At 71.6% G+C, this 24,778-nt stretch carries 25 protein-coding genes; 5 read left to right on the top strand and 20 right to left on the bottom strand.

Annotation, left to right across the window (positions count from 1 at the left end; all coding sequences use genetic code 11):
• Position 1 precedes the first annotated feature (1 nt).
• From ACIBBF_RS15960 to ACIBBF_RS15950, 3 genes are read right to left on the bottom strand one after another with little or no spacing between them, the layout of a single operon-like run.
• A complete protein-coding gene (locus tag ACIBBF_RS15960) occupies positions 2 to 889 on the bottom strand; it encodes a carbohydrate ABC transporter permease (protein ID WP_397415015.1) in 888 nt (295 codons plus the stop codon).
• A 1-nt stretch (position 890) separates the two neighbouring features.
• Positions 891 to 1,868, bottom strand: coding sequence for a carbohydrate ABC transporter permease (locus ACIBBF_RS15955; protein WP_397415012.1), 978 nt, complete (start codon positions 1,866 to 1,868; stop codon positions 891 to 893).
• A complete protein-coding gene (locus ACIBBF_RS15950; protein WP_397415009.1) occupies positions 1,861 to 3,165 on the bottom strand; it encodes an ABC transporter substrate-binding protein in 1,305 nt (434 codons plus the stop codon). The genes ACIBBF_RS15955 and ACIBBF_RS15950 overlap by 8 nt, the downstream gene beginning before the upstream one ends.
• A 214-nt stretch (positions 3,166 to 3,379) precedes the next feature.
• On the opposite strand from ACIBBF_RS15950, the gene ACIBBF_RS15945 reads away from it, so the two are divergent.
• The gene (locus ACIBBF_RS15945; protein WP_397415006.1) at positions 3,380 to 4,399 is read left to right on the top strand and encodes a LacI family DNA-binding transcriptional regulator; all 1,020 of its coding nucleotides are present in this window, start codon (positions 3,380 to 3,382) and stop codon (positions 4,397 to 4,399) included.
• Here ACIBBF_RS15945 and ACIBBF_RS15940 read toward each other — a convergent pair.
• The 3 genes from ACIBBF_RS15940 to ACIBBF_RS15930 form a co-directional block, all read right to left on the bottom strand.
• A complete protein-coding gene (locus tag ACIBBF_RS15940) occupies positions 4,396 to 5,004 on the bottom strand; it encodes a GNAT family N-acetyltransferase (RefSeq protein ID WP_397415003.1) in 609 nt (202 codons plus the stop codon). The two genes, ACIBBF_RS15945 and ACIBBF_RS15940, sit on opposite strands and share 4 nt — an antisense overlap.
• Before the next feature lie 85 nt (positions 5,005 to 5,089).
• Positions 5,090 to 5,710, bottom strand: a complete 621-nt coding sequence (locus ACIBBF_RS15935) for a DUF402 domain-containing protein (protein ID WP_397415000.1) — start codon at positions 5,708 to 5,710, stop codon at positions 5,090 to 5,092.
• A 25-nt stretch (positions 5,711 to 5,735) separates the two neighbouring features.
• Positions 5,736 to 7,013 (bottom strand): N-acetylglucosamine-6-phosphate deacetylase, encoded by a 1,278-nt coding sequence (locus ACIBBF_RS15930; RefSeq protein ID WP_397414997.1) that lies wholly within the window; start codon positions 7,011 to 7,013, stop codon positions 5,736 to 5,738.
• A gap of 262 nt (positions 7,014 to 7,275) precedes the next feature.
• Here ACIBBF_RS15930 and ACIBBF_RS15925 point away from each other — a divergent pair, with 262 nt between their 5' ends.
• From ACIBBF_RS15925 to ACIBBF_RS15910, 4 genes are read left to right on the top strand one after another with little or no spacing between them, the layout of a single operon-like run.
• The gene (locus ACIBBF_RS15925) at positions 7,276 to 8,580 is read left to right on the top strand and encodes an ABC transporter substrate-binding protein (RefSeq protein ID WP_397414994.1); all 1,305 of its coding nucleotides are present in this window, start codon (positions 7,276 to 7,278) and stop codon (positions 8,578 to 8,580) included.
• A 5-nt stretch (positions 8,581 to 8,585) separates the two neighbouring features.
• Positions 8,586 to 9,479 (top strand): carbohydrate ABC transporter permease, encoded by an 894-nt coding sequence (locus ACIBBF_RS15920; protein ID WP_397414991.1) that lies wholly within the window; start codon positions 8,586 to 8,588, stop codon positions 9,477 to 9,479.
• Positions 9,479 to 10,375, top strand: a complete 897-nt coding sequence (locus ACIBBF_RS15915; RefSeq protein WP_397414988.1) for a carbohydrate ABC transporter permease — start codon at positions 9,479 to 9,481, stop codon at positions 10,373 to 10,375. The genes ACIBBF_RS15920 and ACIBBF_RS15915 overlap by 1 nt, the downstream gene beginning before the upstream one ends.
• Positions 10,376 to 10,409: 34 nt before the next feature.
• Entirely contained in the window at positions 10,410 to 12,446 is a 2,037-nt protein-coding gene (locus ACIBBF_RS15910) for a beta-galactosidase (RefSeq protein WP_397414985.1), read from the top strand.
• 477 nt (positions 12,447 to 12,923) lie between these two features.
• Here the strand turns inward: ACIBBF_RS15910 and nucS are convergent, their stop codons facing one another.
• From nucS to ACIBBF_RS15840, 14 genes are all read right to left on the bottom strand, one after another.
• On the bottom strand, positions 12,924 to 13,619 hold the full coding sequence (gene nucS, locus ACIBBF_RS15905; RefSeq protein ID WP_397414982.1) for an endonuclease NucS: 696 nt from the start codon (positions 13,617 to 13,619) through the stop codon (positions 12,924 to 12,926).
• Positions 13,619 to 14,044 carry a DUF2550 domain-containing protein gene (locus tag ACIBBF_RS15900; protein ID WP_397414979.1) on the bottom strand — a complete coding sequence of 142 codons (426 nt, stop codon included), beginning with the start codon at positions 14,042 to 14,044 and terminating at the stop codon, positions 13,619 to 13,621. The genes nucS and ACIBBF_RS15900 overlap by 1 nt, the downstream gene beginning before the upstream one ends.
• Before the next feature lie 13 nt (positions 14,045 to 14,057).
• Positions 14,058 to 14,318 carry a F0F1 ATP synthase subunit epsilon gene (locus ACIBBF_RS15895; RefSeq protein ID WP_253837753.1) on the bottom strand — a complete coding sequence of 87 codons (261 nt, stop codon included), beginning with the start codon at positions 14,316 to 14,318 and terminating at the stop codon, positions 14,058 to 14,060.
• Between the two features lie 88 nt (positions 14,319 to 14,406).
• Positions 14,407 to 15,888 (bottom strand): F0F1 ATP synthase subunit beta, encoded by a 1,482-nt coding sequence (gene atpD / locus ACIBBF_RS15890; protein ID WP_397414975.1) that lies wholly within the window; start codon positions 15,886 to 15,888, stop codon positions 14,407 to 14,409.
• Positions 15,889 to 15,945: 57 nt separating this feature from the next.
• Positions 15,946 to 16,839 (bottom strand): F0F1 ATP synthase subunit gamma, encoded by an 894-nt coding sequence (locus tag ACIBBF_RS15885; RefSeq protein ID WP_397414972.1) that lies wholly within the window; start codon positions 16,837 to 16,839, stop codon positions 15,946 to 15,948.
• A 2-nt stretch (positions 16,840 to 16,841) separates the two neighbouring features.
• Positions 16,842 to 18,467, bottom strand: a complete 1,626-nt coding sequence (gene atpA, locus ACIBBF_RS15880) for a F0F1 ATP synthase subunit alpha (RefSeq protein WP_397414969.1) — start codon at positions 18,465 to 18,467, stop codon at positions 16,842 to 16,844.
• A 56-nt stretch (positions 18,468 to 18,523) separates the two neighbouring features.
• Positions 18,524 to 19,336 carry a F0F1 ATP synthase subunit delta gene (locus ACIBBF_RS15875; RefSeq protein ID WP_397414966.1) on the bottom strand — a complete coding sequence of 271 codons (813 nt, stop codon included), beginning with the start codon at positions 19,334 to 19,336 and terminating at the stop codon, positions 18,524 to 18,526.
• Entirely contained in the window at positions 19,336 to 19,926 is a 591-nt protein-coding gene (locus ACIBBF_RS15870; RefSeq protein WP_397414963.1) for a F0F1 ATP synthase subunit B, read from the bottom strand. The genes ACIBBF_RS15875 and ACIBBF_RS15870 overlap by 1 nt, the downstream gene beginning before the upstream one ends.
• Complete coding sequence (locus ACIBBF_RS15865) at positions 19,926 to 20,162, bottom strand: ATP synthase F0 subunit C (RefSeq protein ID WP_192861434.1); 237 nt, start codon at positions 20,160 to 20,162, stop codon at positions 19,926 to 19,928. The genes ACIBBF_RS15870 and ACIBBF_RS15865 overlap by 1 nt, the downstream gene beginning before the upstream one ends.
• Before the next feature lie 129 nt (positions 20,163 to 20,291).
• Positions 20,292 to 21,185, bottom strand: a complete 894-nt coding sequence (gene atpB, locus ACIBBF_RS15860; RefSeq protein WP_397414960.1) for a F0F1 ATP synthase subunit A — start codon at positions 21,183 to 21,185, stop codon at positions 20,292 to 20,294.
• 136 nt (positions 21,186 to 21,321) lie between these two features.
• Positions 21,322 to 21,771: a hypothetical protein gene (locus ACIBBF_RS15855; RefSeq protein ID WP_397414957.1), complete on the bottom strand. Its 450-nt coding sequence runs from the start codon at positions 21,769 to 21,771 to the stop codon at positions 21,322 to 21,324.
• A complete protein-coding gene (locus ACIBBF_RS15850) occupies positions 21,768 to 23,006 on the bottom strand; it encodes an MraY family glycosyltransferase (protein WP_397414955.1) in 1,239 nt (412 codons plus the stop codon). Before ACIBBF_RS15850 ends, ACIBBF_RS15855 begins: the two co-directional genes overlap by 4 nt.
• Positions 23,003 to 23,710: an L-threonylcarbamoyladenylate synthase gene (locus ACIBBF_RS15845; protein ID WP_397415196.1), complete on the bottom strand. Its 708-nt coding sequence runs from the start codon at positions 23,708 to 23,710 to the stop codon at positions 23,003 to 23,005. Before ACIBBF_RS15845 ends, ACIBBF_RS15850 begins: the two co-directional genes overlap by 4 nt.
• Positions 23,711 to 23,712: 2 nt before the next feature.
• The gene (locus tag ACIBBF_RS15840) at positions 23,713 to 24,714 is read right to left on the bottom strand and encodes a N5-glutamine methyltransferase family protein (RefSeq protein WP_397414953.1); all 1,002 of its coding nucleotides are present in this window, start codon (positions 24,712 to 24,714) and stop codon (positions 23,713 to 23,715) included.
• Between the last annotated feature and the right edge of the window lie 64 nt (positions 24,715 to 24,778).

The following is a 24,778-nucleotide window of genomic DNA, read 5'->3' as shown; positions in this document are numbered from 1 at the left end:
GTCACTTGACCGCCCCGGCGGTCACGCCCCGGGTCAGGGTGCGCTGGAAGATCAGGAAGAAGATGACGGCCGGCACCAGCGACACGAGCGAGCCCGCGTTGATCGTCGGTGCATCCATCATGCGGTCGCCCTGCAGGGATGCCAGGGCGATGGGGATGGTCTGGGTGTCGTTGCTGGTCAGCATGACCAGCGGGATGAAGAACTCGTTCCAGGTCCAGATGAAGAAGAAGATCATCAGCACCGAGAGCGTGGGCCGCACGATCGGGAACACGACCTGCCAGAGGATGCGCCAGCGGCTCGCGCCGTCCAGCGCGGCCGCCTCCAGCAGCGCGGGCGGGAACGTGCCGAGCACGGACGACAGCAGGTAGGTGCCGAACGCCGACTGGATGACGGTGAAGATGATGATCACCGACCACTGCGAGTTCGACAGGCCCACCGACTGCGCCATCGTGAACAGCGGGTAGATCAGCGCCTCCTGCGGCAGCATGTTCGCCAGCAGGAACAGCGCGATGATCCACAGGCGCCCCTTCACCCGGCCGATGCCGATCGCGTACGCGTTCAGCAGCGACAGCAGCGCGCCCCCCACGGCCACGAGGGCCGAGATGAACACCGAGTTCCAGAGCTTGACCGGGAAGTCGGTGCGCTCCCAGAACGCGACCACGCCGTCCAGGTACAGCGAGGACGGCCACGACAGCGGTCCGTTGGCCGCGTAGTCCTGCGGCGACTTGAACGCGTTGAGCAGCATGATCCCGAACGGTGCGAGCACCGCGAGCCCCACGAGGACCGCGGCGGCCAGGACGAGCCAGCGGCCGGCGCCCCGGCGGTACCGGGAGTCGACGGCGGTGGCGCGCACCTGCGCGGGCCGCGGGTCCGTTGCGACGACGGCCATGTCAGATCCCCTCCCTCTCACGTCGTTCGGCCCGGTTCTGCAGGCCGAGGATCACCAGCGCGACGACCACGATCACGAGCGTGAGCACCGTGGCGATCGCGGACCCGTAGCCCACCTGGGACTTGTCGAAGAAGTTCAGGTACGAGTAGTAGCTCGGCACCAGGGTCGAGCTCTCGGGCCCGCCGCGCGTCAGCACGTAGATGGGTCCGAACACCTTGAGCGCCGCCACGGTGCAGGTCAGCGTCACCACGAACGTCTCCGGGCGGATCTGCGGCACGGTGATGGCCCGGAACCGGTCCCACCAGCCGGCACCGTCCAGCTCGGCCGCCTCGTAGAGCTCCGGGTCCACACGCTGCAGGGCCGCCATGAAGATGACCACCGGGTAGCCCATCTGCACCCAGATGAGCACGAGCATCACCGAGGGCAGGGCCGTGTCGGGATCGCCCAGCCAGTTGGGCGGCGTCTCGACGCCGATCCCGCGCAGGATCACGTTGAGCGCGCCGGTCTGGGAGTTCAGGATCCAGTTCCACAGCACGCCCGCCACGGCGACGGGCAGGATCTGCGGCAGGTAGTACGTGGCGCGCAGCACGGAGGAGACACGCTCGCCGAACCGCCGCCCGAGGTAGTCGAACAGGACCGCCGCGAGCACCAGGCCCAGCAGCGTGGGCACGAGCACCATCGCGACGATCATCGCGAGCGAGTTGCCGAACGACGTCCAGAACTTGTCGTCGCCCAGCAGGTCCGCGTAGTTGCCCAGCCCGTACCAGCGCAGCGGCGCCATCCCGCCGCGCCACTTGAACAGGCTGAAGTACACGTTGGTCAGCAGCGGGTAGCCGATCACCACGCCGAACGCGACCGCGCCGGGCAGCAGGTAGGGCAGGTACGCCACCCACTCCGCCCGACGGCGGCGCGTCCCGCGCGGCGCGCGCGGGCGGAGGTCCGCCCGCGAGCGCCGGTCGGTCAGGGCGGTGTCAGCCATCGAGCAGGTCGGCCTTGCCCTCGTCGTACGAGCTCTGCAGCCCGTCGAGCACCTCGGCCGGCGTCTTGGACCGGTTGACCAGGGACTGCAGCTCGCTGACGATCACGTCGTAGTAGCCGGCCACGGGCCAGTCGGGGTAGTACGCGAGGCCGTCCTCGTCGAGGATCGCCTGGAAGTTCTCGGTGAGCTCGCGGGTGCGCTCGTCCTCGATGACGGAGGCGTCACCGGCCACGGGCAGGCCGCCCTCGGTGGCCAGCACGTTCTGCACCTCGGGGCGCAGCGTGATGTCGATGAACTCCTCGGCCAGGCTCGGGGAGTCGGCGTTGGCGGGGACCACCCAGAGGTTGCCCGACGAGCCGGTGTGCAGCGAGTTGCCCGGGAAGTTGAACTGGCCCCAGTCGGCCTCGACCTCGGTGGCCAGGCGGCCGAACCACCAGGAGCCGCTGACCATGAGCGGGTAGGTGCCGTCGATGAACGACACGCCCATGTCCTCGGCCGTGAGGGCCGCGGAGTCGGAGGCGATGTAGCCCTTCTCGATCCACTCGTCGAGCCTCGTGGTGGCCTGGGTCATCGCGTCGTTGTGGAAGTCGACGTCGTTCGCGAAGAGCTGGTAGTCGTCCACGAGCTGACGGTCGCCGTAGGCGAGCACGAGCTCGTACCAGAGCTGGCCCAGCGGGTACTCGGCCCCCGCCTCGGCCAGGGGCGTGATGCCCTCCTCCTTGAAGGCGGCCAGGACGTCCTCGAACTCGTCGAGGGTGGTCGGCACCTCCAGGTCGTGCTCGGCGAACATGTCCTTGTTGTAGTAGACGCCCACGAACTCGCCGTAGTTGGGCACGCCGTACCACTCGCCGGAGCCCATGAGGCCCTGCTCGTCGTAGGTGGCCGTGGTGGCGAGCGAGCCGGACAGCTTCTCGTCCCAGCCGCGCTCGGTGGCGGCGTCGGTCAGCGGGGTCAGCAGGCCCTGCGCGGCGAGCTGCCCCGCGGTGGCGTTGCCCTTGTTGAACTCCATGACGTCGGGCACGTCGTCGCCCGTGAGCACGATCTTGGCGTTCTTCTGGATCTGCTCGAACGTCTGCTTCTGGACGTCGACGGTGACGTCGGGGTTCTCCTCCTCGAAGATCTCGATGGCCTTGGCCCAGGCCTTGCCCATCGCCGAGTCGTCGTTCTCGTAGTGCCAGATGGTGAGCGTGCTGTCGTCGGTGTCGCCGCCGCCGGCGCTCTGACCGGTGCATCCGGTCAGAGCCAGGGCTCCGGTGAGCACGGCCGCCGCGACGGCCGTCGTCCGCTGGTGCTTCATCGCATCTCCTCGATGTTCGGTGCTCGACGCCGGCCGGCCCAGCGTCGTCACGGGCCGCCCCCGAACCTCTGCGATCGGGTTGTCGAAGCGGTTCAACACGCTAGCTCGTTGGTATCACTAATGTCTAGCCCCTCTCTTGGGGCCGCCATGGGCTATCTTGTCGAAGCGCTTGCTCCCGTGAGGCACACTGCTACCAGACCGAGTGAGAGGCACCATGGCAACGATCGACGACGTGGCAAAGGCGGCAGGGGTCTCGGTCTCGACCGTCTCCTACGTGCTGTCCGGCAAGCGACCCATCTCCGCGCCCACCCGGGCGCGGGTCGAGCGGGCGATCGACAGGCTGGGCTACCGGCCGCACGCGGGAGCGCGGGCGCTGGCGTCCGCCCGCACCACCGTGATCGCTCTCATGGCACCGCTCCGTGTCGGCGTGAACGTGCCCGTGATCATGCAGTTCGTCGCGGGCGTGGTCACACGGGCCCGGGACTTCGAGCACGACGTGCTGCTCCTGACGCAGGACGACGTCAGCGGCCTCGACCGCGTGCTCAGCGGCTCCATGGTCGACGCCCTGGTGATGATGGACATCGAGGCGGACGACCCGCGCGTCCCCCTGGTCGCGGCCGCCAAGCAGCCCACCGTGCTCATCGGCCTGCCCCAGGACCCGGAGGGGCTGAGCTGCGTGGACCTCGACTTCGAGGCCGCGGGCCGGCTCGCGGTGCGGCACCTGGCGCAGGCCGGGCACACCGACGTCGCACTCATCGGCTCCCCGCCCGAGGTGCTGCGGCGGCACACGTCCTACGCCGAGCGGCTGATGCGGGGGCTGCGTGACCAGGCCCGGGGCTCCGGCGTGACGGTCACGGTCGAGCCGTGCGACGCCACGCCGTCGGGGGCGGTGCAGGCCGTGGACACCCTGCTGGCGACCGCGCCGGAGACCACGGGGATCATCGTGCACAACGAGGCCGCCCTGCCCCACGTGCTCGCCCGCCTGGCCGAGCGCGGTGCGACCGTGGGCACCGACATGTCGGTCGTGGCGGTGTGCCCCACGGACGTCGCGCTGGCGCAGCGGATCCCGATGACCAGCATCGACCTGCCCGCCGAGGACATCGGCAAGGTGGCCGTCGACATGGTGATGGCCCGGCTCGGAGGCGAGCAGCCCTCCGAGACCAGGCTGCTCGCCCCGGTCCTCACCGAGCGGGAGAGCTCGGCCCCCGGACCGGGGCCGGGCGCGGCACGCTAGGCGTCGAACTCCCGGTCGAGGATCGCGTAGACCACCTCGGTGGACCACTCGCCGTCGCGCACGTCGCTCTCGACCAGGCGGGCCTCCTGCCGCATGCCCAGCCGCTGCGCCACCCGGACCGAGGCGCCGTTCTCCTCGTCGATGCGCGCGTAGACGCGGTGGAAGCCGTACGTGCCGAAGGCGAGGGCGAGGGTGGCGCGCGCGGCCTCGGTGGCGAGGCCACGGCCTGCGGTGTCGGGCCGCAGGGCGTAGCCGAGCTCGGCCTGCTGCGGCCCGGCGGCCCACTTCAGCATCGTCTCGCCGACGACGGCGCCGTCCAGCTCGACGGCCAGCACGATGACGTCGCCCACGTCGTCGAACGGGGCGCGCGACCAGGCCCGGAGCTTCTGCTCGGCCGCGGCGCGGTCCCACGGCGGCTGGTACATGTAGCGCACGACGTCGGGGCGGGAGCGCCAGACGAAGAACGCCTCGGCGTCCTCCGGCCGGACCGGACGGAGCAGCAGACGGTCGGTGGTCAGGGGCCAGGCCGGTTCGGCGCGGAGGCCGGTACCGGCGGGACGGGAGCCAGGTGCGGCAGGTCTGGGGACGGACGCGGAAGAAGGCACGCTCCGACCGTAGCGCCCGGCGACCCGGCTGCCACCAGAATTGCGCGATATCGCCGGGCCGACGCCGCCGCCCGGGGCCGGCCGCTCAGCGCACCTCGAACGGCACGCCCTCCCAGCCCTCGGGCACCTCGCGCGGCTGCCACGCCGGGTCCGGCGTCCAGTCGGCCCAGGCCTTGTCCCACCAGAGCTCGCCGGCATCCAGCAGCCCGGCGATCCGGGCACCCTCCGCGCGGATCTGCTCCATCCGGCCGGGGTAGCGCGCGGGGCCCGTCTCCTCGAACTCGGCGACGTCCTTGAACTCGTAGGTCTCGGCGTCGGCACCCCACCAGACGTCCAGCTCGTGGTCGAGCGTGTCGAACCCCATCGGGGTCCGCCGGGGCGCGTCCTCCAGGTTGAAGTACCAGCCCTGGAAGGCACGCTGCGGGCCGTCCCAGAACAGGAAGAGGGAGTGCTCCACGCCGGCCCAGTGCAGCTCCAGCCGCCCGTGGCCCCGCCAGTGGGTGCTGCCCGCGAGCTTCCAGGGGTGCTCCCCCACCGGGAACGTGCCGGAGCCCGGGTACACCATCGGGGTGCCGCCGGGCGTGTAGGTGACCAGCAGGTCGCCGTCGTCCTGGACGCAGACCTGCGGGATCGCGATCCACGGCTCGCCCCGCATGATCTCGCGGCGCACGACGGTCTGGCCGGGCTGGAACACGGGAGGCGTCATGGTTCAGAACGCTAGCAGCGGGGCGTTACAGGCCGGCGACATCGATGTCAACGCCTGCTGTCCGGTCGGCCACATCAGCCACGTCCGTACCGTGCCGCAGCACGCGTACCGGGCGCAGGCCGGCGTCGGTGACCAGCACGTCGGCGCGGGCGCCCGGCACCAGGGTGCCGACCTCGCCGGCCAGCCCCAGCACGCCGGCGGGCACCACGGTGGCGGACCGCACGGCGTCCACGAGCGGGACGCCGCCCCGCACGGCGCACCGCACCACGTCGACCAGGTGGGCGGTGCCGCCCGCGATCGGCCCCTCCTCAGGAGCGGCCTGGGTCTCCGTGACGACGCGGGCGACGCCCTCGCGCACCTCCACCGACATCGGCCCCAGCTCGTACCGGCCGTCGGCCACCCCGGCCGCCGCCATCGCGTCGGTCACGAGCGCCACGTGGTCCGCACCCACCATGTCGAACACCGAGCGCACGGTGGCGGCGTCGAGGTGCACGCCGTCACCGATGAGCTCGACCACCATGTCGCCCCGGGCCGCCGCCGCCAGGCACGCGGCGATCGGTCCCGGCACCCGGTGGTGCAGGGGGCGCATTCCGTTGAACAGGTGCGTGGCCGTCATCGGGCCCCGGGTACCGCCCGCGAGCGCCGCCGTCACCTGCTTGATCAGCGCTTCGGCCTGCTCGGTGCTGCCGTCGGTGTGCCCGAGGGACGGCAGCACGCCGGCCGCGGTCAGTGCCTCGGCCACGCCGCCGGGGCCGGTCACCCCGGGCACCTCGGGAGCCACGGTCATGGTGCGCAGGCTGCCGCGGGCCGCCCGGACCAGGTCGCGGACCAGGTCGACGCTGCCTTCTTGCAGGTCAGCCGGGTTGTGCGCGCCTCGGCGCCGGTGGGAGAGGAACGGCCCTTCGGCGTGGATCCCCTCGATCTCGCCGGCCGTGGCCAGCTCGGCCAGCACCGCCGCGCGGCGCAGCAGCACGTCCGGCTGGGCCGTCACGAGCGACGCGAGCAGCGTCGTGGTGCCGTGGCGCCGGTGTTCCAGCACGCCCGCCATCGCCTCGTCGGCCGAGCCGGCGTCGGGGAACGAGGCGCCGCCACCGCCGTGGTTGTGCAGGTCCACGAGCCCCGGCAGCACGTACGTCCCGGGGGCGGGCGGCACCCGGTCGACATCGGGCCCGAGGCCCGCAGCCGTGGCCTCGGCCATCGAGCCGGCGAACGTGACGCGTCCGCCCGAGGCGACGACGACGCCGTCGTCCACCACCGCGGACGGCTGGACCAGGCGGCCACGTACGACGAGGGGTTCAGTCATGCGGAACATCCTGCCAGCGTCCGGCGGGTGCTCCCCAGCCGCCGCGATCTGCGGCGGGACGCCACTGCCGGGCGGAACCGCTTCGACTGAACCGGCCTGCAATAGTCACACCTGAAGCAAGGCCCGAATGCTCACCACCCAGGTTCCCCTGTTTTACCAAGCCTTGACAGGCCGAGTTTCGTCCGGAAATGATGACGCCCATCATCGAAGCGCTTCGCCATGACGGCGCGGTGGTTCGTCGGACACGTCAAGGAAGATGTGAATGATGCGAAGGACTGTCTCGCTCGCGGCCACCGTCTCGGCCCTCGCCCTCACCCTCGCCGCCTGCTCGTCGGGCGCGGCCTCCGGCGGCGACGCCGGTGACGACGGCCCCGTCACCCTCGAGTACTGGGCGTGGGGCACCGCACAGCAACCCATGGTCGACGCCTGGAACGCCGCCCACCCCGACATCCAGGTGAAGCGGACCGACGCGGGCGGCGGGACCGACTCCTCCGCCAAGCTCGTGACCGCGACCCGCGGCGGCAACGCCCCCGACGTCGCCATCGTCGAGTACAACACCCTGCCGGCGATGATCGTCGCGGGCGTCGCCGCCGACATCTCCGAGCACGTGGACGGGCTCGACCAGGAGTTCGCCCCGGGCGTGTGGAGCCAGGTCACGTTCGACGGCGCCACCTACGGGGTGCCGCAGGACGCCGGCCCGCAGGCTCTCACCTACAACAAGGCGCGGTTCGAGGAGCTCGGCATCGAGGTGCCGACCACGTGGGACGAGTTCGCCGAGGCCGCCGAGCAGGTCCACGAGGCCGACCCCGACACGTACCTCACGACGTTCGCCCCTGCGGAGTTCGGCGGGTTCGCCGGGCTGGCGCAGCAGGCCGGCGCCGAGTGGTGGTCGGTCGACGGCGACGCATGGACGGTGGACTTCGACGACGAGGCCTCGGTGGCGGTCGCCGACTACTGGCAGGACCTGATCGACCGGGACCTCGTGCTGGCCGAGCCGCTCCTGACCCCCGAGTGGAACGCCCAGGTCAACAAGGGTCAGGTGCTCTCCTGGCCGGCCGGCCTCTGGGCCGCCGGGGTGCTCTACGGCGTCGCCGAGGAGAGCGCGGGCGACTGGGCGATGGCCCCGCTGCCGCAGTGGACGGAGGGCGACCCGGCCGTCGGGTTCCAGGGCGGGTCCGCGGTCGTGGTGACGACGTCCACCGAGCACGCCGAGGCGGCCGCCGAGTTCGCCCGGTGGATGGGCACCGCCGACGAGGCCTCCGCGGCGCAGATCGAGCAGGGCCAGTACCCGGCGTCCCTGGCCGGGCAGGAGCTGACGCTCGAGAGCGACCCGCCGCTGCTCATGCCCGAGCAGGACGACTACTGGCAGACCGCCGCCCGGATCACGCGGGACACGATCCCGGAGATCAGCTGGGGCCCCAACGTGAACGTCGCCTCGAGCGCCTTCCAGGACGCGATGTCGGCGGCCGTCACGGACGGCACGCCGCTGCGCGACGCCCTGACCGCGACCGAGGCCGAGGTGGTCGACGACATGACCACCACCGGCTTCGAGGTCACGCAGAAGTGACCGCCGTGCGCAGGCGCTGGGGAGCCCCGGCCCTCTTCCTCCTGCCCGCCGCGGTGCTGTTCGTCGCGTTCCTCGCGATCCCGATCGGCTACGCCGTCTACCTGAGCTTCCGCGGCATGCGGGTCTCGGGCGGCGGGCCCTTCGGCGTCCGCCAGGAGTCCTGGGTGGGGCTGGACAACTACGTCACCGCGTTCACCGACCCCGAGCTCCTCGCGGGGTTCGGCCGGCTCGGGATCTACGGGATCATCGCCGTACCCCTCACCCTCGGGCTCGCGCTCACGTTCGCGCTGCTGCTCGACCTGCCCCGCGTGCGGGGCGCGCGGTTCAGCCGTACCGCGATCTTCATCCCGTACGCCGTGCCGGGTGTCGTGGCGACGCTCCTGTGGGGCTTCCTCTACCTGCCCTCCACGAGTCCCGGCAACTGGATCCTCGACCGGCTCGGCCTGCCGGGCGTGGACGCGCTGCACGGCGGGATGCTGTTCCCCTCGATCGCGAACATCGCGATCTGGGGCGGGGTCGGGTTCAACATGATCATCCTGTACACGTCCCTGCGGGGGATCCCCGCGGACGTGTACGAGGCCGCCCGCCTCGACGGTGCCGGCGAGTGGGACATCGCCTTCCGGATCAAGATCCCGCTCGTCGGGCCGGCCCTGGTCCTGACCGGTCTGTTCGCCCTCATCGGCACGCTCCAGGTGTACGGCGAGCCCACCACGCTGCGGCCGATGACGAGCGAGATCTCGCAGACCTGGGTGCCGCTCATGCTGATCTACCGCGACGCCTTCACCCGGGACGACCTGTCGCTGGCCGCGGCGTCGTCGGTCGCCCTCGCCCTCGGCACGCTGGTCGTGTCGCTCGTCCTGCTGCGCATGACGCAGAAGCGTTCGTTCGGGGAGTCCTGATGAGCACCGTCACCGCACCCCGGCCCGTGGGCACCCGGCCGCTCGCCGCCGACCGTCCGCGTGCCGGACGCCGCGGGGCCGTGCTGCCGAGCATCGCCCTGTTCCTCGGCGCGCTGTACTGCCTCGTGCCCGTGGTCTGGGTGCTGGTCGCCTCGACCAAGTCCAGCTCCGAGCTCTTCTCGACCTTCACCTTCCTGCCGGGCACCGGGCTCCTCGACAACCTGCGCGACCTGTTCGCCTACGGCGACGGCCAGTACGCGCAGTGGGCCCTGAACAGCCTCCTGTTCGCGGGGGTCGGCGCCGCCGCGTGCACGCTCGTCTCGACGATGGCGGGGTACGCGCTCGCCAAGTACGACTTCCCGGGACGGCAGGCCGCGTTCTACGCGATCCTCGGCGGCGTGCTGCTGCCGGGCATCACGCTGGCGGTGCCACAGTACCTGCTGATGTCGAAGATCGGCCTGGCCGGCACCTACTGGTCGGTGCTCCTGCCGTGCCTCATCTCCCCCTTCGGCATCTTTCTCGCCCGCGTCTACGCCGCGTCGGCGGTGCCCACGGAGACGATGGAGGCGGCCCGGATCGACGGCGCCGGAGACGCCCGGATCTTCACCTCCGTGGCCCTGCCGATGATGGTCCCGGGCATGGTGACGGTCTTCCTGCTGCAGTTCGTCGGCATCTGGAACAACTTCCTGCTGCCGTTCATCATGCTGTCCGACGAGCGGATGTACCCGCTGACCGTGGGCCTGTACACGCTGCTGTCCAAGGGGTCCGGGACGCCGTCGCTCTACACCCTCGCGATCATCGGCTCGGCCGTGGCGATCATCCCGCTGGTGGTGATGATGCTCGTGCTGCAGCGCTACTGGCGTCTCGACCTGATCAGCGGCGGGCTCAAGGGATGAGCACCGCCGCGCACCACCGACCCGAGGAGCGACCATGACGGCCCCCTTCGACCCCGCGCGCCTGCTGTTCGGCGGCGACTACAACCCCGAGCAGTGGCCGCGGGACGTCTGGGCGCAGGACATGGCCCTGATGCGCCGGGCGGGCGTGAACACGGTGACCATCGGGGTGTTCTCCTGGGCCGCCCTGGAGCCCCGGGAGGGCGAGTTCGAGCCCGGCTGGCTGGACGACGTGGTGGCGCTCCTGGACACGAACGAGATCGGGTTCTTCCTGGCCACGCCCACCGCCTCCCCGCCGCCGTGGTTCACCCGCGCCCACCCCGACGCGCTGCCGGTGCGCGCCGACGGCACGCGGCTCTGGCACGGGTCGCGCGACACCTACGCGATCAGCGCTCCCGCCTACCGTGAGGCCGCACGGCGCGTGGCCCGGTTCCTCGCGGAGCGGTACGGCGACCACCCGCGGCTGCGGGGCTGGCACGTGCACAACGAGTACGGCACGATCGACCACGGCCCGCACGCGGCAGTCGCCTTCCGGCGCTGGCTGCGCGCCCGGTACGGCACGCTCGAGGCCCTGAACGACGCCTGGTACACAGTCTTCTGGTCCCAGCGGTACGACGACTGGGACGAGATCGTGCCGCCCCGCGCCACGCAGTACCTGCACAACCCGGCCCAGCTCGTGGACTTCAAGCGGTTCTGCTCCGCCGAGATGCTCGCCGCCTTCACCGAGCAGCGCGACGAGATCCGTGCGGCCGGCTCCACCGCGCCCGTCACGACGAACTTCATGCTGCCCACGTGGAACCACCTCGACCAGTGGGACTGGAGCGACCGGCTCGACCTCGTCTCCGTGGACCACTACCTCGACACACCGGGCCCCGACGGCGAGGCGCACGTCGCCTACGGCGCCGACCTGACCCGCTCCTGGGGGCGGGGCCCGTGGCTGCTGATGGAGCAGAGCGCCTCCGGTATCCGGCAGGGGCAGCGGCAGGTGTTCAAGGACCCCGACCGCATGATCCGCAACTCGCTCGGCTACGTCGCGCGCGGGTCCCAGGGCGCGCTGTTCTTCCAGTGGCGGGCGTCGGCCGGTGGCTCCGAGACGTGGCACAGCGCGATGGTGCCCCACGCCGGGCCGCGCAGCCGCACGTACGAGGGCGTCGTCGAGCTGGGCACCGTGCTGGGCCGCCTCCAGGAGATCGCGACGCCGCCCGACGACGGGCCGGTCGTGGCCGCCGACGTCGCGATCCTGTGGGACGCCGAGGGCTGGTGGTCGCTCGAGACGCCGCACCTGCCGAACGACGACCTCGACTACGCGGCGGAGGTCCGGGCCACCCACCGGGCGCTCTGGCGCGCCGGGGTGGCCGTGGACTTCGTGCGGTCCGGGGCCGACGTCGCGCGGTACCGGGTGCTGTTCGTACCGACCCTCATGGCGCTGGACGCCGCGACCGCGGCCTGGCTGACCCGGTACGCCGAGAACGGCGGGCACCTGGTCGTCGGCCGGTTCACCGGCGTCGCGGACGAGCACCAGCGCGTGGTCCCCGGCGGCTACCCCGGGCTGCTGCGGGACCTGCTGGGCGTCCGCGTCACCGAGCACCTGCCGCTGGCGCCCGGAGACACCCAGGAGCTGGACGACGGCTCGATCGTCGCCCAGTGGACCGAGCGGACGGAGGCGACCGGCGCGGACGTCGTGGCGCGGTACGCCGAGGGCCCGCTCGCCGGCTCGCCCGCGGTCACCCGCCACGCCGTCGGGGACGGGGCCGCCGTGTACGTCTCGGCGGGGCTCGTCCAGGAGTCGTGGGACACGTTCGTCGCGGCGGTGCTGGCCGAGCGGGACGTGCGCGCGGTCGTACCCGAGGCGGTCGGCACCGGGCTGGAGGCCGTCCGGCGGCGCGGCGCGGCGGCCACCTACCTCTTCCTGCTGCACCACGGGGAGCGGCCGCTACGGGTCACCGGGGCGGGGCACGACCTCGTGTCCGGCACCTCGACCGAGCAGGGCGTCGTCGTCGCGCCGGGCGGGTACGCCGTCGTCCGCGAGGCGCCGGGTGCCACGTGGACGGTGGAACCGCTGCCCGCGGGCTGACCGACACGGTTCCGTGCGCGTCGTGCGAGATCGTCCCCGTGCCGGTCACGGTGCCCGGTTCGGGGAGGCCTCGCCTCGCCAGCCGTCCCGGGCCGAAACCGTCCCGGGCCCAAGCCAGGCCGGGCCGCGCCGAAGCCAGGCCGGGCCGAAGCCGGGCCGAAGCCAGGCCGGGCCGTGGCCGTGGCCGTGGCCGGGGTCGGGGTCGGGGAGAAGGTGCCCCGCGGAGGCGTGTTGCCCCGTGTAGACGTTGTCTACTGTCTGCAACACACCTCCGCGGGGCACCTTCGGGCTCCCCTCACCTCAGGCCTCCGGCCGCACGTCCGGCCGCGGTCGCGAGTCAGAAGCCGCCGGCACGGATCAGAAGCCGCGGTCGCGGATCAGAAGCGGCCGGCACGGATCAGAAGCCGCCGGCGCCGATCAGGAGCGGCCGGCACGGGTCAGATGCCGCTGGCGCGGATCAGGAGCAGCCGGCACGGGTCAGAAGAGGCGCGAGGTCGGGTCGTCGACGCCGCGCATGGCGTCGTAGTCCAGCAGGAGGGTCGCGATACCGCGGTCCTTGGCCAGGACCCGCGCCTGCGGCTTGATCTCCTGGGCCGCGTAGACGCCGCGGACCGGCGCCAGCAGCGGGTCGCGGTTCAGCAGGTCCAGGTAGCGCGTGAGCTGCTCGACGCCGTCGATGTCGCCGCGGCGCTTGATCTCCACCGCGACCGTGGCGCCGTCGGCGTCGCGCGCGAGGATGTCCACGGGACCGATGGCGGTCGGGTACTCGCGGCGCACCAGGGTGTGGCCGTCGCCGAGCAGCGCGATCTGCTCGGCGAGCAGCTCCTGGAGGTGCGCCTCCACGCCGTCCTTCACGAGGCCCGGGTCGATACCCAGGTCGTGGGCCGAGTCGTGGTGCACGGTGAACAGCTCCACCTCGAGGCGGTCGTCCGACTTGGCGTGCTGCACGGTCCACACCTCGGTGACGCCGCGTTCGACGGCCTCCGCGGAGGGCTCGCGCACCGCGAGCGTGCAGGGCGGGCTCATCCAGTTCAGCGGCTTGTACGAGCCGCCGTCGGAGTGGATGAGCACGCTTCCGTCGGCCTTGACCACGAGCAGGCGCGTCGCCTGTGGCAGCATCGCGGTCAGGCGGCCCGTGTAGAGGGCGGAGCAGTCGGCGACGACCAGCCGCATCAGAGAACCAGATCCTGTCGTCCGGGAGGGGCGGCCTCGAGCCAGGAGGCGAGGCCGAAGTAGTCGCCGGCGGCGAGGTCGAGCTCGAAGTCGAGCCCGTCGTACCGGCACTGCACGAGGTAGTGGTCGCCCTGACCACGCTCGTCGGGGTCCAGCGGGGTACGGCCCGTGACCGTCAGCCGCTCGCGGTACCACGTGCGGGCCGGACGGGGCGCCAGCGACCAGCACCGCCACCACTCGATCCGGCCCACCGCGTACTGGGCGATGCCCGGCGTCCAGGAACCCTCGGGGTTACCGGCCGGCCGGGCGTTGCAGCTGAACGAGCCCACCCTGCGGGAGAGCGCCCGCAGCCGGGAGATGCCCGCCGCGAGCACGAGCGCGAGCGCGCCGAGCACCGCTATCGCGATCCATATGACGCCCGGCACTCGCGCCCCTCCCTCAGACCAGGGAGATCTCGTCGACCACGAGGGTGACGAGGTTGTCGTCCACGGAGACGAAACCGCCGGTGACCTGGGCCTCCAGGGCCGTCCCCGACGTCGTCTCCACCTTGACCGTGCCCGGGCGCAGCACGGCGAGCAGCGGCGTGTGGTTCGCCAGGATGCCCACCTGACCGTCCGCGGACGGTGCGCTCACCTGGACCGCCGCACCGCTCCAGACCTTACGGTCGCGGGACACGAGGTCCACGCTCAGCTCTGCCACGAGAGCTCCTTCCGATGTAGCGGGCGTGACGCCGCCCCCGCGGGGGTGCCCCGGAGGGCGGCGTCACGCACCGGGAACGTCCGAGGCGTCAGGCCCCGTACTCCTTCTGGATACGGGCCCAGTTCTCCTCGAGCATCTCGAGTCCACCGATGTTGTAGAAGGCCTGCTCGGCGATGTGGTCGAACTCGCCGTCCGCGATCTTCTTGAATGCCTCGATGGTCTCCGACAGAGGCACCGTCGAGCCCACCACACCCGTGAACTTCTCGGCCATGTAGGTGTTCTGGGAGAGGAACTGCTCGATGCGACGCGCACGCGCGACGACCGTCTTGTCCTCTTCCGAGAGCTCGTCCACACCGAGGATGGCGATGATGTCCTGCAGCTCCTTGTTGCGCTGCAGGATCGACTTCACGCGGGTCGCGACGTCGTAGTGCTCCTGGCCCACGTAGCGCGGGTCGAGGATGCGGGACGTCGAGGCCAGCGGGTCGATCGCCGGGTACAGACCCTTCGACGCGATCTCGCGCGAGAGCTCGGTCGTGGCGTCCAGGTGGGCGAACGTCGTGGCCGGGGCCGGGTCGGTGTAGTCGTCGGCGGGCACGTAGATGGCCTGCAGCGACGTGATGGAGTGACCACGCGTCGAGGTGATGCGCTCCTGGAGGAGGCCCATCTCGTCGGCCAGGTTCGGCTGGTAGCCCACGGCGGACGGCATGCGGCCGAGCAGCGTGGAGACCTCGGAACCGGCCTGCGTGAAGCGGAAGATGTTGTCGATGAACAGCAGCACGTCCTGCTGCTGCACGTCGCGGAAGTACTCCGCCATCGTCAGCGCCGACAGGGCGACGCGCAGACGCGTGCCCGGCGGCTCGTCCATCTGGCCGAACACGAGCGCCGTCTTGTCGAAGACGCCCGCCTCCTCCATCTCGCCGATGAGGTCGTTGCCCTCACGGGTGCGCTCGCCGACACCGGCGAACACCGACACACCACCGTGGTCCTGCGCCACGCGCTGGATCATCTCCTGGATGAGGACCGTCTTGCCGACGCCCGCACCACCGAAGAGGCCGATCTTGCCACCCTGCACGTACGGGGTCAGCAGGTCGATGGACTTGATGCCCGTCTCGAACATCTGGGTCTTCGACTCGAGCTGGTCGAAGGCCGGCGGCTTGCGGTGGATCGGCCAGCGCTCGGTGACCTCGAAGCGCTCGCCCTCGGCGAGGTTCAGCACCTCACCGGTGACGTTGAAGACCTTGCCCTTGGTGATGTCACCGACGGGCACGGAGATGGGAGCGCCCGTGTCGGTCACCACGGCGCCGCGGACCAGGCCGTCGGTCGGCTTGAGCGCGATGGCGCGCACCAGGGAGTCGCCCAGGTGCTGCTCGACCTCGAGGGTCAGCGTGAACTTGTTCTCGCTCTCGCCCTGGTTCGACAGGTCGATCTCGACGGTGAGCGCGTTGTAGATGTCGGGAATCGCGTCCTCGGGGAACTCGATGTCCACGACAGGGCCGATCACCCGGGCGACCCGGCCGGTGCCGGGGCCGCTCGTGTGCTCGACCGTGGCTTCCACGGTGGTGGCGGTCATACTTGCCTCGCTTCGGTGGGCCGGAGGGTCCTCCGGCGGGGAGTCTGTTCGGTCTGTTCAGGACGCCAGGGCGTCGGCACCGGAGACGATCTCGCTGATCTCCTGGGTGATGTCGGCCTGGCGGGCCTGGTTGGCCAGTCGGGTGTAGGTGCGGATCAGGTCCTCGGCGTTGTCCGTCGCCGTGTGCATGGCACGCTGGCGGGCGGCGAGCTCGGAGGCCGCGGCGTCGAGCAGCATCGCGTAGATGCGCTGCTGCACGTACCGCGGGAGCAGCTCGTCGAGGACCGCCTCGGGAGACGGCTCGAAGTCGTAGAGCGGCAGGGCCTCGTGCTCGTCGGCCTCGCTCACACCCTCGACCACCTCGAGCGGCAGCATGCGCACCACCCGGGTCCGCTGGGTCACCATGTTGACGAACTGCGTGGAGACCACGTGCAGCTCGCTGACGCCACCCTCCGGCTCGTCCGCGAGGAACACCTCCAGCAGCGTCTCGGCGATGTCCTCGGCGGCCTCCGGCGTCGGCTTCTCCGACCCGTAGGACCAGGTCTTGGTCAGCTCCCGCCCGCGGAAGGCGTAGTACGCGATGGCACGGCGGCCGGCCACGTAGAGCAGGACCTCCTTGCCCTCGGACGTGAGCTGCCCGACGAGCTTCTCGGCCTCACGGACGATCGCCATCGGGTACGAGCCGGCCATGCCGGAGTCCGAGGACACCACGAGCACGGCGACGCGGTTGCCGCCCTCCTCCCGCGTGAGCGGGTGGTCGACGTCGGTGTGCGACGCCACGGCGGACACCGCACGGGTGATCGCCTGCGCGTACGGTGCCGCCGCCGCGGCCGCCGCCCGGGCCTTGCCGATGCGGGAAGCCGCGATCAGCTCGCGCGCGCGGAAGATCTTCTTCAGCGACTGCGTCGACTTGATCCGCGCCTTGTAGACGCGCTGAGCTCCACCGGCCACGGTCAGGCCTTCTTCTTGACGACGATCTGCTCCTGCTGGACGTCCACATCGCCCTCGACGTCGCCGCCGACGAGCGCCGTGCCGTCACCGCGCTGGAATCCGGCCCGGAAGTCGTCCACGGCGGCGCCGAGCGCCTCCTCCGTGTCCGCCTCCAGCTTGCCCGTCTCCAGGATGGTCGGCAGCACGTCGGTCTTGCGCCGCAGGTGGTCCAGCAGCTCGGACTCGAAGCGCCGCACGTCCTCGACCGGGACGTCGTCGAGCTTGCCCTTGGTCCCGGCCCACACCATGGCGACCTGGTCCTCGACCGCGTACGGCGTGTACTGCGGCTGCTTGAGCAGCTCGGTCAGCACGGCGCCGCGCTGCAGCTGGGCACGCGAGGACGCGTCCAGGTCGGACGCGAACATCGCGAACGCCTCGAGCGACCGGAACTGCGCGAGCTCCAGCTTCAGCGTGCCGGAGACCTTCTTCATCGCCTTGATCTGCGCGTCACCACCGACTCGCGACACCGAGATACCGACGTCCACGGCGGGACGCTGGTCGGCGTTGAACAGGTCGGACTGCAGGAAGATCTGACCGTCGGTGATGGAGATGACGTTCGTCGGGATGTACGCCGACACGTCGTTCGCCTTGGTCTCGATGATCGGCAGACCGGTCATCGAACCCGCACCCAGCTCGTCGCTCAGCTTGGCGCAACGCTCCAGCAGGCGGGAGTGCAGGTAGAAGACGTCACCCGGGTACGCCTCGCGGCCCGGCGGGCGGCGCAGCAGCAGCGACACGGCACGGTAGGCCTCGGCCTGCTTCGACAGGTCGTCGAAGATGATCAGGACGTGCTTGCCCGAGTACATCCAGTGCTGGCCGATGGCCGAGCCGGTGTACGGGGCCAGGTACTTGAAGCCGGCCGGGTCGGACGCCGGAGCCGCGACGATCGTCGTGTACTCCAGGGCGCCGGCCTCCTCGAGCGCGCCACGCACCGAGGCGATGGTCGAGCCCTTCTGGCCGACGGCGACGTAGATGCAGCGGACCTGCTTGGTCGGGTCGCCGCTCTCCCAGTTCGCCTTCTGGTTGATGATGGTGTCGACCGCGATCGCCGTCTTGCCGGTCTGGCGGTCGCCGATGATCAGCTGACGCTGACCACGGCCGATCGGGATCATCGAGTCGATCGCCTTGATGCCCGTCTGCAGGGGCTCGTGCACCGACTTGCGCTGCATGACGCCCGGCGCCTGCAGCTCCAGGGCACGCGTGCCCTCGGTCTCGATGGCGCCGAGGCCGTCCACCGGGTTGCCCAGCGGGTCGACGACGCGGCCGAGGTAGCCCTCGCCCACCGGCACCGACAGCACGTCACCCGTGCGGCGGACCTCCTGGCCCTCCTCGATACCGGTGAACTCGCCGAGGACGACGACACCGATCTCCCGGACGTCCAGGTTCTGCGCGAGGCCGAGCGTGCCGTCCTCGAAGCGCAGCAGCTCGTTGGCCATCACGCCCGGGAGGCCCTCGACGCGGGCGATGCCGTCCGCGGCGTACGCGACGCGGCCCACCTCCTCGGCGGCAGCTTCCTGGGGCTCGTAGGCCTTCACGAAGCTGTCCAGTGCGGCGCGGACCTCGTCCGGCCGGATCGTCAGCTCAGCCATTGCTCTTCTCCTGTCGTGGCCGCGAGAGCCGCGGCGGAAGGTTCTTGTTCACGTTTTCAGCCGGCCAGACGACGCGACGCGTCAGCAAGGCGCGACAGGACGGTGGAGTCGACGACGTCCGCGCCGACCTGGATGCGCATGCCCCCGACGATGGCCGGGTCCACCGTGACGTTCAGCTGCACCGGCCGGCCGTACGAGCGCTCGAGCACCGCGCCGAGGCGCTGCTCCTGCTCGCGGGTCAGGACCGTCGCGCTGGTCACGGTGGCGACGAGCCGCTTGCGGCGTTCCGCCGCGATGTCGCCGAACCAGCCGAGCGTCTGCACGAAGCGCCGGCCGCGCAGCGACGACGTCGCCCGCCGGGCCAGGCTCTGGGTCACGGTGTCCACCTTGCCGGCGACCAGCGCGTCCACGAGAGCCACCCGGCGCTCGGGCGCCGTGGTGCCGTCCGAGAGAGCCTGCTTGGCCTCCCGCTGACCGTCCAGGGCCCGCGTGAGACGGAACAGCTCGTCCTCCACGGTCTCCAGCGTGCCGCGCGCCTCGGCGGACGCCAGCACGGCGTCCAGGCCGAGGCGCTCGACGGCGTCGGCCAGGTCCGCGTCGCCCGCCCAGCGGGCCCGGACCATGCCGGACACCAGGTCGACCACGCGCTCGTCGAAGCCGTTCAGCAGGTTGGCCACCAGGCCGGCCTTGGCCTCGCCCTCACGCGACGGATCGGCGAGCGAGCGGCGCAGCGCGGCCGAGTCGTCCAGCGCGGACACCAGGGTGAGCAGCTGCTCGCCCAGGTTCAGCGCGTCCGCACCCGCGGCACGCAGCACCGGCTCGAAGCGCTCCTGCGCCTCCTTCAGCGATGCCCCGCTCGTTCCCCGCATCACGCCTCCTTGCTTGCCGGGCTGCTGCTCGCGACGGACTGGCTCGCCTCGAGCTCGTCGAGGAAGCGGTCCACCACACGGGACTGCCGGGCCGAGTCCTCGAGGGACTCGCCCACGATCTTCGACGCGAGCTCGGTCGCGAGCGACCCGACCTCGGTGCGCAGGGAGACCACGGCGGACTGCCGCTCGGCCTCGATCTGGCGGTGCGCCGTCTCCGTGATGCGCTCCGCCTCCTCGTTCGCCTTGGCCCGCAGCTCCTTGACGATGGCCGTGCCCTCGGCACGCGCCTCCTCACGGACCTGCGCGGCGTCGGCCCGAGCCTCGGCGAGCAGCTGCTGCTGCTGCGCCAGCGCCTCGTCGGCCTGCTTCTGCGCGGCCTCGGCCTTCTCGATGCCACCCTCGATGAGGGCGGCACGCTCGTCGAGCACCGCGTTCATGCGGGGCAGCACGAGCTTGTAGAACACGGCGGCGATGACCACGAGGATCACGGCCGACCAGAGCAGGTCGTAGCCGGCGGGCAGGAACAGGTCGATGCCCGCGGGCTCCTCTTCTGCTGCCATGACGGCGGCAGCGCTCGGGAGCGCAGCCATCACGCGGCGGGGAAGAGGAAGCCGGCAACCAGGCCGAGAAGCGCGAGCACCTCGACGAAGGCGACACCGAGGAACATGGTGGCGCGGAGCTGGCCGGCGACCTCGGGCTGGCGAGCCATGCCCTCGATGGTCTTGCCGATCAGGATGCCGAGACCGATACCCGGGCCGGTGGCGGCGAGGCCGTAGCCGACAGCGTTCAGGTTACCGGTGACCTCGGCGAGAGTGATGGCGTCCACGTACGTCTTCCTTCCGTTGGGCGCCGGACCGGTGTGGTCCGGCGTCGCGTGGTGTGCGAAGGCGCTGGTGCGCCCGTCGCGGGTTTTCCAGGTGAAGCTATGCAGCGCCGCCCGGAGGAACGAGCACCGTCAGTGCTCCTCCTCCAGCGACATGTTGATGTAGACCGCGGCCAGCAGGGCGAAGATGTACGCCTGCAGGAACGCGACCAGAAGCTCGAACAGGGTCACGAAGATGCCTGCCGGGAGGGTCAGCACCCCGAACGCCATCAGGCCGGAGCCGGCCGAGTCGATCAGGAAGAACTGGGTGGCCGCGAAGCAGAGCACGAGCATGATGTGGCCCGCGACCATGTTGGCCACCAGTCGGACCGCCAGCGAACCCGGCCGGATGACCAGGAGCTGCAGCAGCTCGATCGGCGTCAGGATGAAGTAGATCGGCCACGGGACCCCCGGCGGGAAGAGGTTCGCCTTGAGGTACCCGCCCAGGCCGTGCTTGCGGATGCCGACCGCCCAGTAGGTGACGAACACCCAGAGCGCGAGGAGCAGCGGGACGCCGATCCGGGAGGTACCGGCCAGGTTCAGGCCCGGTATCACGCTCGTGACGTTGAACGCCAGGATGGTCAGGAAGATAGTGGTGAGCATGGGCACGAAACGCCGGGCGTTCTCCTTGCCCAGGATCTCTTCGCCGATCTGCACCCGGACGAAGTCCAGGAGGAACTCGACACCGGCCTGGAAGCGGCCCGGCACCACCTTGGCGCGGCGCGCGGCGATCACGAAGACCGACAGCAGCACCAGCGTGGCGATGATGCGGATGATCCAGATGCGGTCGATCTGGAAGATGGTGCCCTCGAAGAGGATGCCCGACGGGAAGAAGTCGGCGATCGACGGCGTGTGGAAGCCGCCCTCACCCTCGTGGCCTTCTGTGGCGGCGAGGATTACGGACGTCGCATACGTGGACAGGAGGACTCCCAGGTGGTCATTAGGCCCTGCGCGCGTCACCGCAAAGGGGCGGAACGGGCGCGCCATCGGGCCTGGCCGTCATGGATTCGTCGTAAGCCTAACCTATGTCCCGCGTGAATCTGGCCGCGGAACGGCATGGCACGGCCCCTTGTGACTTATTGCGCAACCTCGGGACCGGTCCGCTGCGCCCCACGACGGCCCGTCAGGCGCTCGCGCCCGGCTCGACGTAGGGGACGCGGGCGTTCCTGACCGCCCGGTAGTCGAGCAGCGCCGAGCCCACGGCACCCAGCAGGAGCACCACGAACAGGACGATGCGATCGTAGAAGTCGAAGCGCGTCAGCACCGCCATGACCACGACGAGCACGACCATCTTGGCGATCCAGCCGCCCATCACGACGGCGCCCATCGTGACCGCGCCCTTGCCCACGGTCCAGAGCATCGACAGCACCGTGGCGCCGCAGAAGAACGCGGCCAGGGCGGCGCCGATCAGCCCGCCCCAGAGACCCGGCAGGCCCGCGATCAGCAGACCCGCGAGCGACCCCAGCACGGCGAGCCCGGCCACCAGGACGAGGCTGTCGCGCAGGGCGGTGCGCAGCATCGCCTGCTCGGCGCCGCGTGCGGCGTGGGGGGCGTCGGGTACGTGCTCGGTCATTCGATGGTCTCCTTGATGGTGGTGGCACCGGGGCGGACGCCGCCCTGCGGTGCGGACTGCGCGGTCACGGGGGTCCCGGCCCCGACCCCGGCCGGGACCTTGGGGACCTGGCCGGACAGCGCGACGTCGTCGTCCAGGAAGCGGCCCCGGTGGCGCAGCGGGCCGAGCGTGGCCAGCAGCGCCAGCACCACGAACACGCCGGTCCAGACGAGCACGATCTCCCAGTCCCACAGCACCAGCGCCGCGGCGCTGAACGCGAACACGGCGGTCCAGACGTACAGGATCACCACGGCGCGGCGGTGCGAGTGGCCGAGGGCCAGCATGCGGTGGTGCAGGTGCATGCGGTCGGGTGCCATGGGCGACTTGCCCGCGGCCAGCCGCCGGATCACGGCCAGCCCCATGTCGAGCAGCGGGAGCATCAGCACCGCCACCGGCAGCAGCAGCGGGATGAACGCCGGCAGGGCCTGCGCGCCGGTCATGACCTCCGGCTGGACGTTGCCCGTCACGGTGATCGCGGCGCCGGCCATGACGAGGCCGATGAGCATGGAGCCGGCGTCGCCCATGAAGATGCGTGACGGGAAGAAGTTGTGGGGCAGGAACCCGACACAGGCACCGACGAGCACGGCCAGCATGAGCGAGGCGAGGCTCGCGAAGTCGTCCGGCGTGGCCTCCGCCGTCAGCCGGTAGGTGTAGAGGAAGAAGGCGGTCCCGCCGATGGCGATGATGCCGGCGGCCAGCCCGTCGAGCCCGTCCACGAAGTTCACGGCGTTCATCGCGACCACGACCACGAGGACCGTCGCCGCGAGCGACATGCGCGAGGACGGGATGGTCGTCCCCGCGATCGGCAGCGTGATGAGCTGTACGCCCTGCAGCGCCATGAACCCCGCCGCCAGCACCTGGCCGGCCAGCTTGGTCACCCAGTCGAGGTCCCACTTGTCGTCGGCCCAGCCCAGGGCGCACACGATCGCCGCGCCGCCCACGATGCCCCACACCTGCGAGACCTGCCGGGCGTCGAACACCCCGGAGAGGAACGGCATCTGGGAGGCCAGCAGCACGGCGACCACGATGCCGATCAGCATGGCCAGCCCGCCCAGGCGCGGGGTCGGCACGAGGTGCACGTCGCGGGCCCGGACGGCCGAGATGGCCGAGGTCCTCAGCGCCACCCACCGGGCAAAGGGCGTCGTCAGGAACGTGACCGCGGCGGCCACGAGCATCAGGAGCAGGTACACCCTCACTCGTCGTCCTCCGGCTCACCTGCCGCGGCAGGCTCCGGTCCCTCCTCGGGCGTCGCCTGAAGACCCTCGACGTCGGCCACCCGGCGCAGCTCGTCGAGCGAGACCGCGCCCTCGCGCACGACGCGCAGCGTGGGGCCGGTGGCGTCCACGATCGTGGAGGCGACGCCGCCGGGCGCCTCGCCGCCGTCCAGGTAGACCGCCACGGACGCACCGAGCTGACGCTCCGCGTCGGCCACGTCCTGCGCGGCCGGGCTGCCGGACTTGTTGGCGCTGGAGACGGCCAGCGGGCCGGTGCGCTTGAGCAGGGCCAGCGCCGCCGGGTGGTCCGGCATGCGCAGCGCCACCGTGCCGCCCGTGTCGCCGAGGTCCCACTGCAGCGACGGCTGCGCGCGCAGGATCACGGTGAACCCGCCGGGCCAGAAGGCGTCGACCAGGCGGCGGGCGTCCTCGGGCACGTCGGTGGCCAGGCCGTCGAGGGTGGCCACCTCCCCCACCAGGACGGGCGGCGGCATCTGCCGGCCGCGGCCCTTGGCCGCCAGGAGCGCGGCCACCGCCTCCTTGTCGAACGCGTCGGCACCGATGCCGTACACGGTGTCGGTGGGCAGGACCACGAGGCCGCCCCGGGAGATCGCATTCACTGCCTCGTCGATCGCGGGGCCCCAGGTCTGGGGGTCGGTGGCGTCGAGCACGGGCTGCACAGGCACACTCACGCGGACCAGTCTTTCACGATCCGGGACTCCGGTGGAGCCGCACGGCGTGCGACCACCATCCGGGGCCGTCCCGTCAGGTCCTTGCGGGTCTCGGGCTCCTCGAAGGCCGGCCGCCCCTCGGCGTCCGTCGTCGCCGCGACCATGGCACGAGCCGCCTCCGCCTGGACCTCGGCGTGCTCCATGACGTAGAGCCCGCCCGGTCGCAGCAGGCGCGCGGCGGCCGCCGTGATGCCGCGGGGCACCTCCAGGCCGTCGGGGCCGAGCCCGTACAGCGCGACGGCCGGATCGTGCTCCGCGACCTCCGGGTCCACCGGCACGGCGTCCGAGGGCACGTACGGCGGGTTCGAGACGACGACGTCGGCCGTCCCGTCGATCCCGTACAGCGCGGTGCGGGCATCCCCCTTGACCAGGCGGACGATCCGCTCGGGCGGGTCGTCCGGCGTCGTGCCGGCTCCGGGCGCACCGCCGTCCGCAGGCGTCCGGCCGGCGGCGACCGCGCTCAGCGCGTCGACGTTGCGCTCCGCCCAGGCGTGCGCGTCCTTGTCCAGCTCGACGGCGTGCACGCGCGCTCCGGGCACCTCGGTGGCCACCGCCAGGGCGATGGCTCCGGACCCGGTGCACAGGTCCACGACGACGGCGCCCGCACCCGCGCGCTCGGCCGTGACCTTGGCCGCCTCGTCGACGGCGACCTGGGCCACCTCCTCGGTCTCGGGGCGGGGCACGAACACGCCGGGGCCCACCGCGAGCTCCAGGTGCCGGAACGCGGCACGCCCGGTGAGGTGCTGCAGGGGTTCGCGGGCGGCCCGGCGCGCGACGAGGGCCTCGAACGCACGCACCGCGTCGTCGGGCACCTCGCGGCCCAGCACCGCCAGCCGGCGCACCTCGGACCGGTCCACGCCGAGCGCGTGCGCCAGCAGCGCCTCGGCATCGGCGCGCGGCGACGCGACCCCGGCGTCGGCCAGCTCCTCCTGCGCCCACTTCAGCAGCTGCGCGCTCATCGCACTCCTCCGGCCACGGCACGAGCCTGCCCGACCGCACCGGACGGCGCCAGACCCGCCGTGA

Source organism: Promicromonospora sp. NPDC050880 (assembly GCF_044456525.1).
In the GTDB taxonomy this organism is placed as follows: domain Bacteria; phylum Actinomycetota; class Actinomycetes; order Actinomycetales; family Cellulomonadaceae; genus Promicromonospora.
This window is presented reverse-complemented; position numbering and strand designations above follow the sequence as displayed.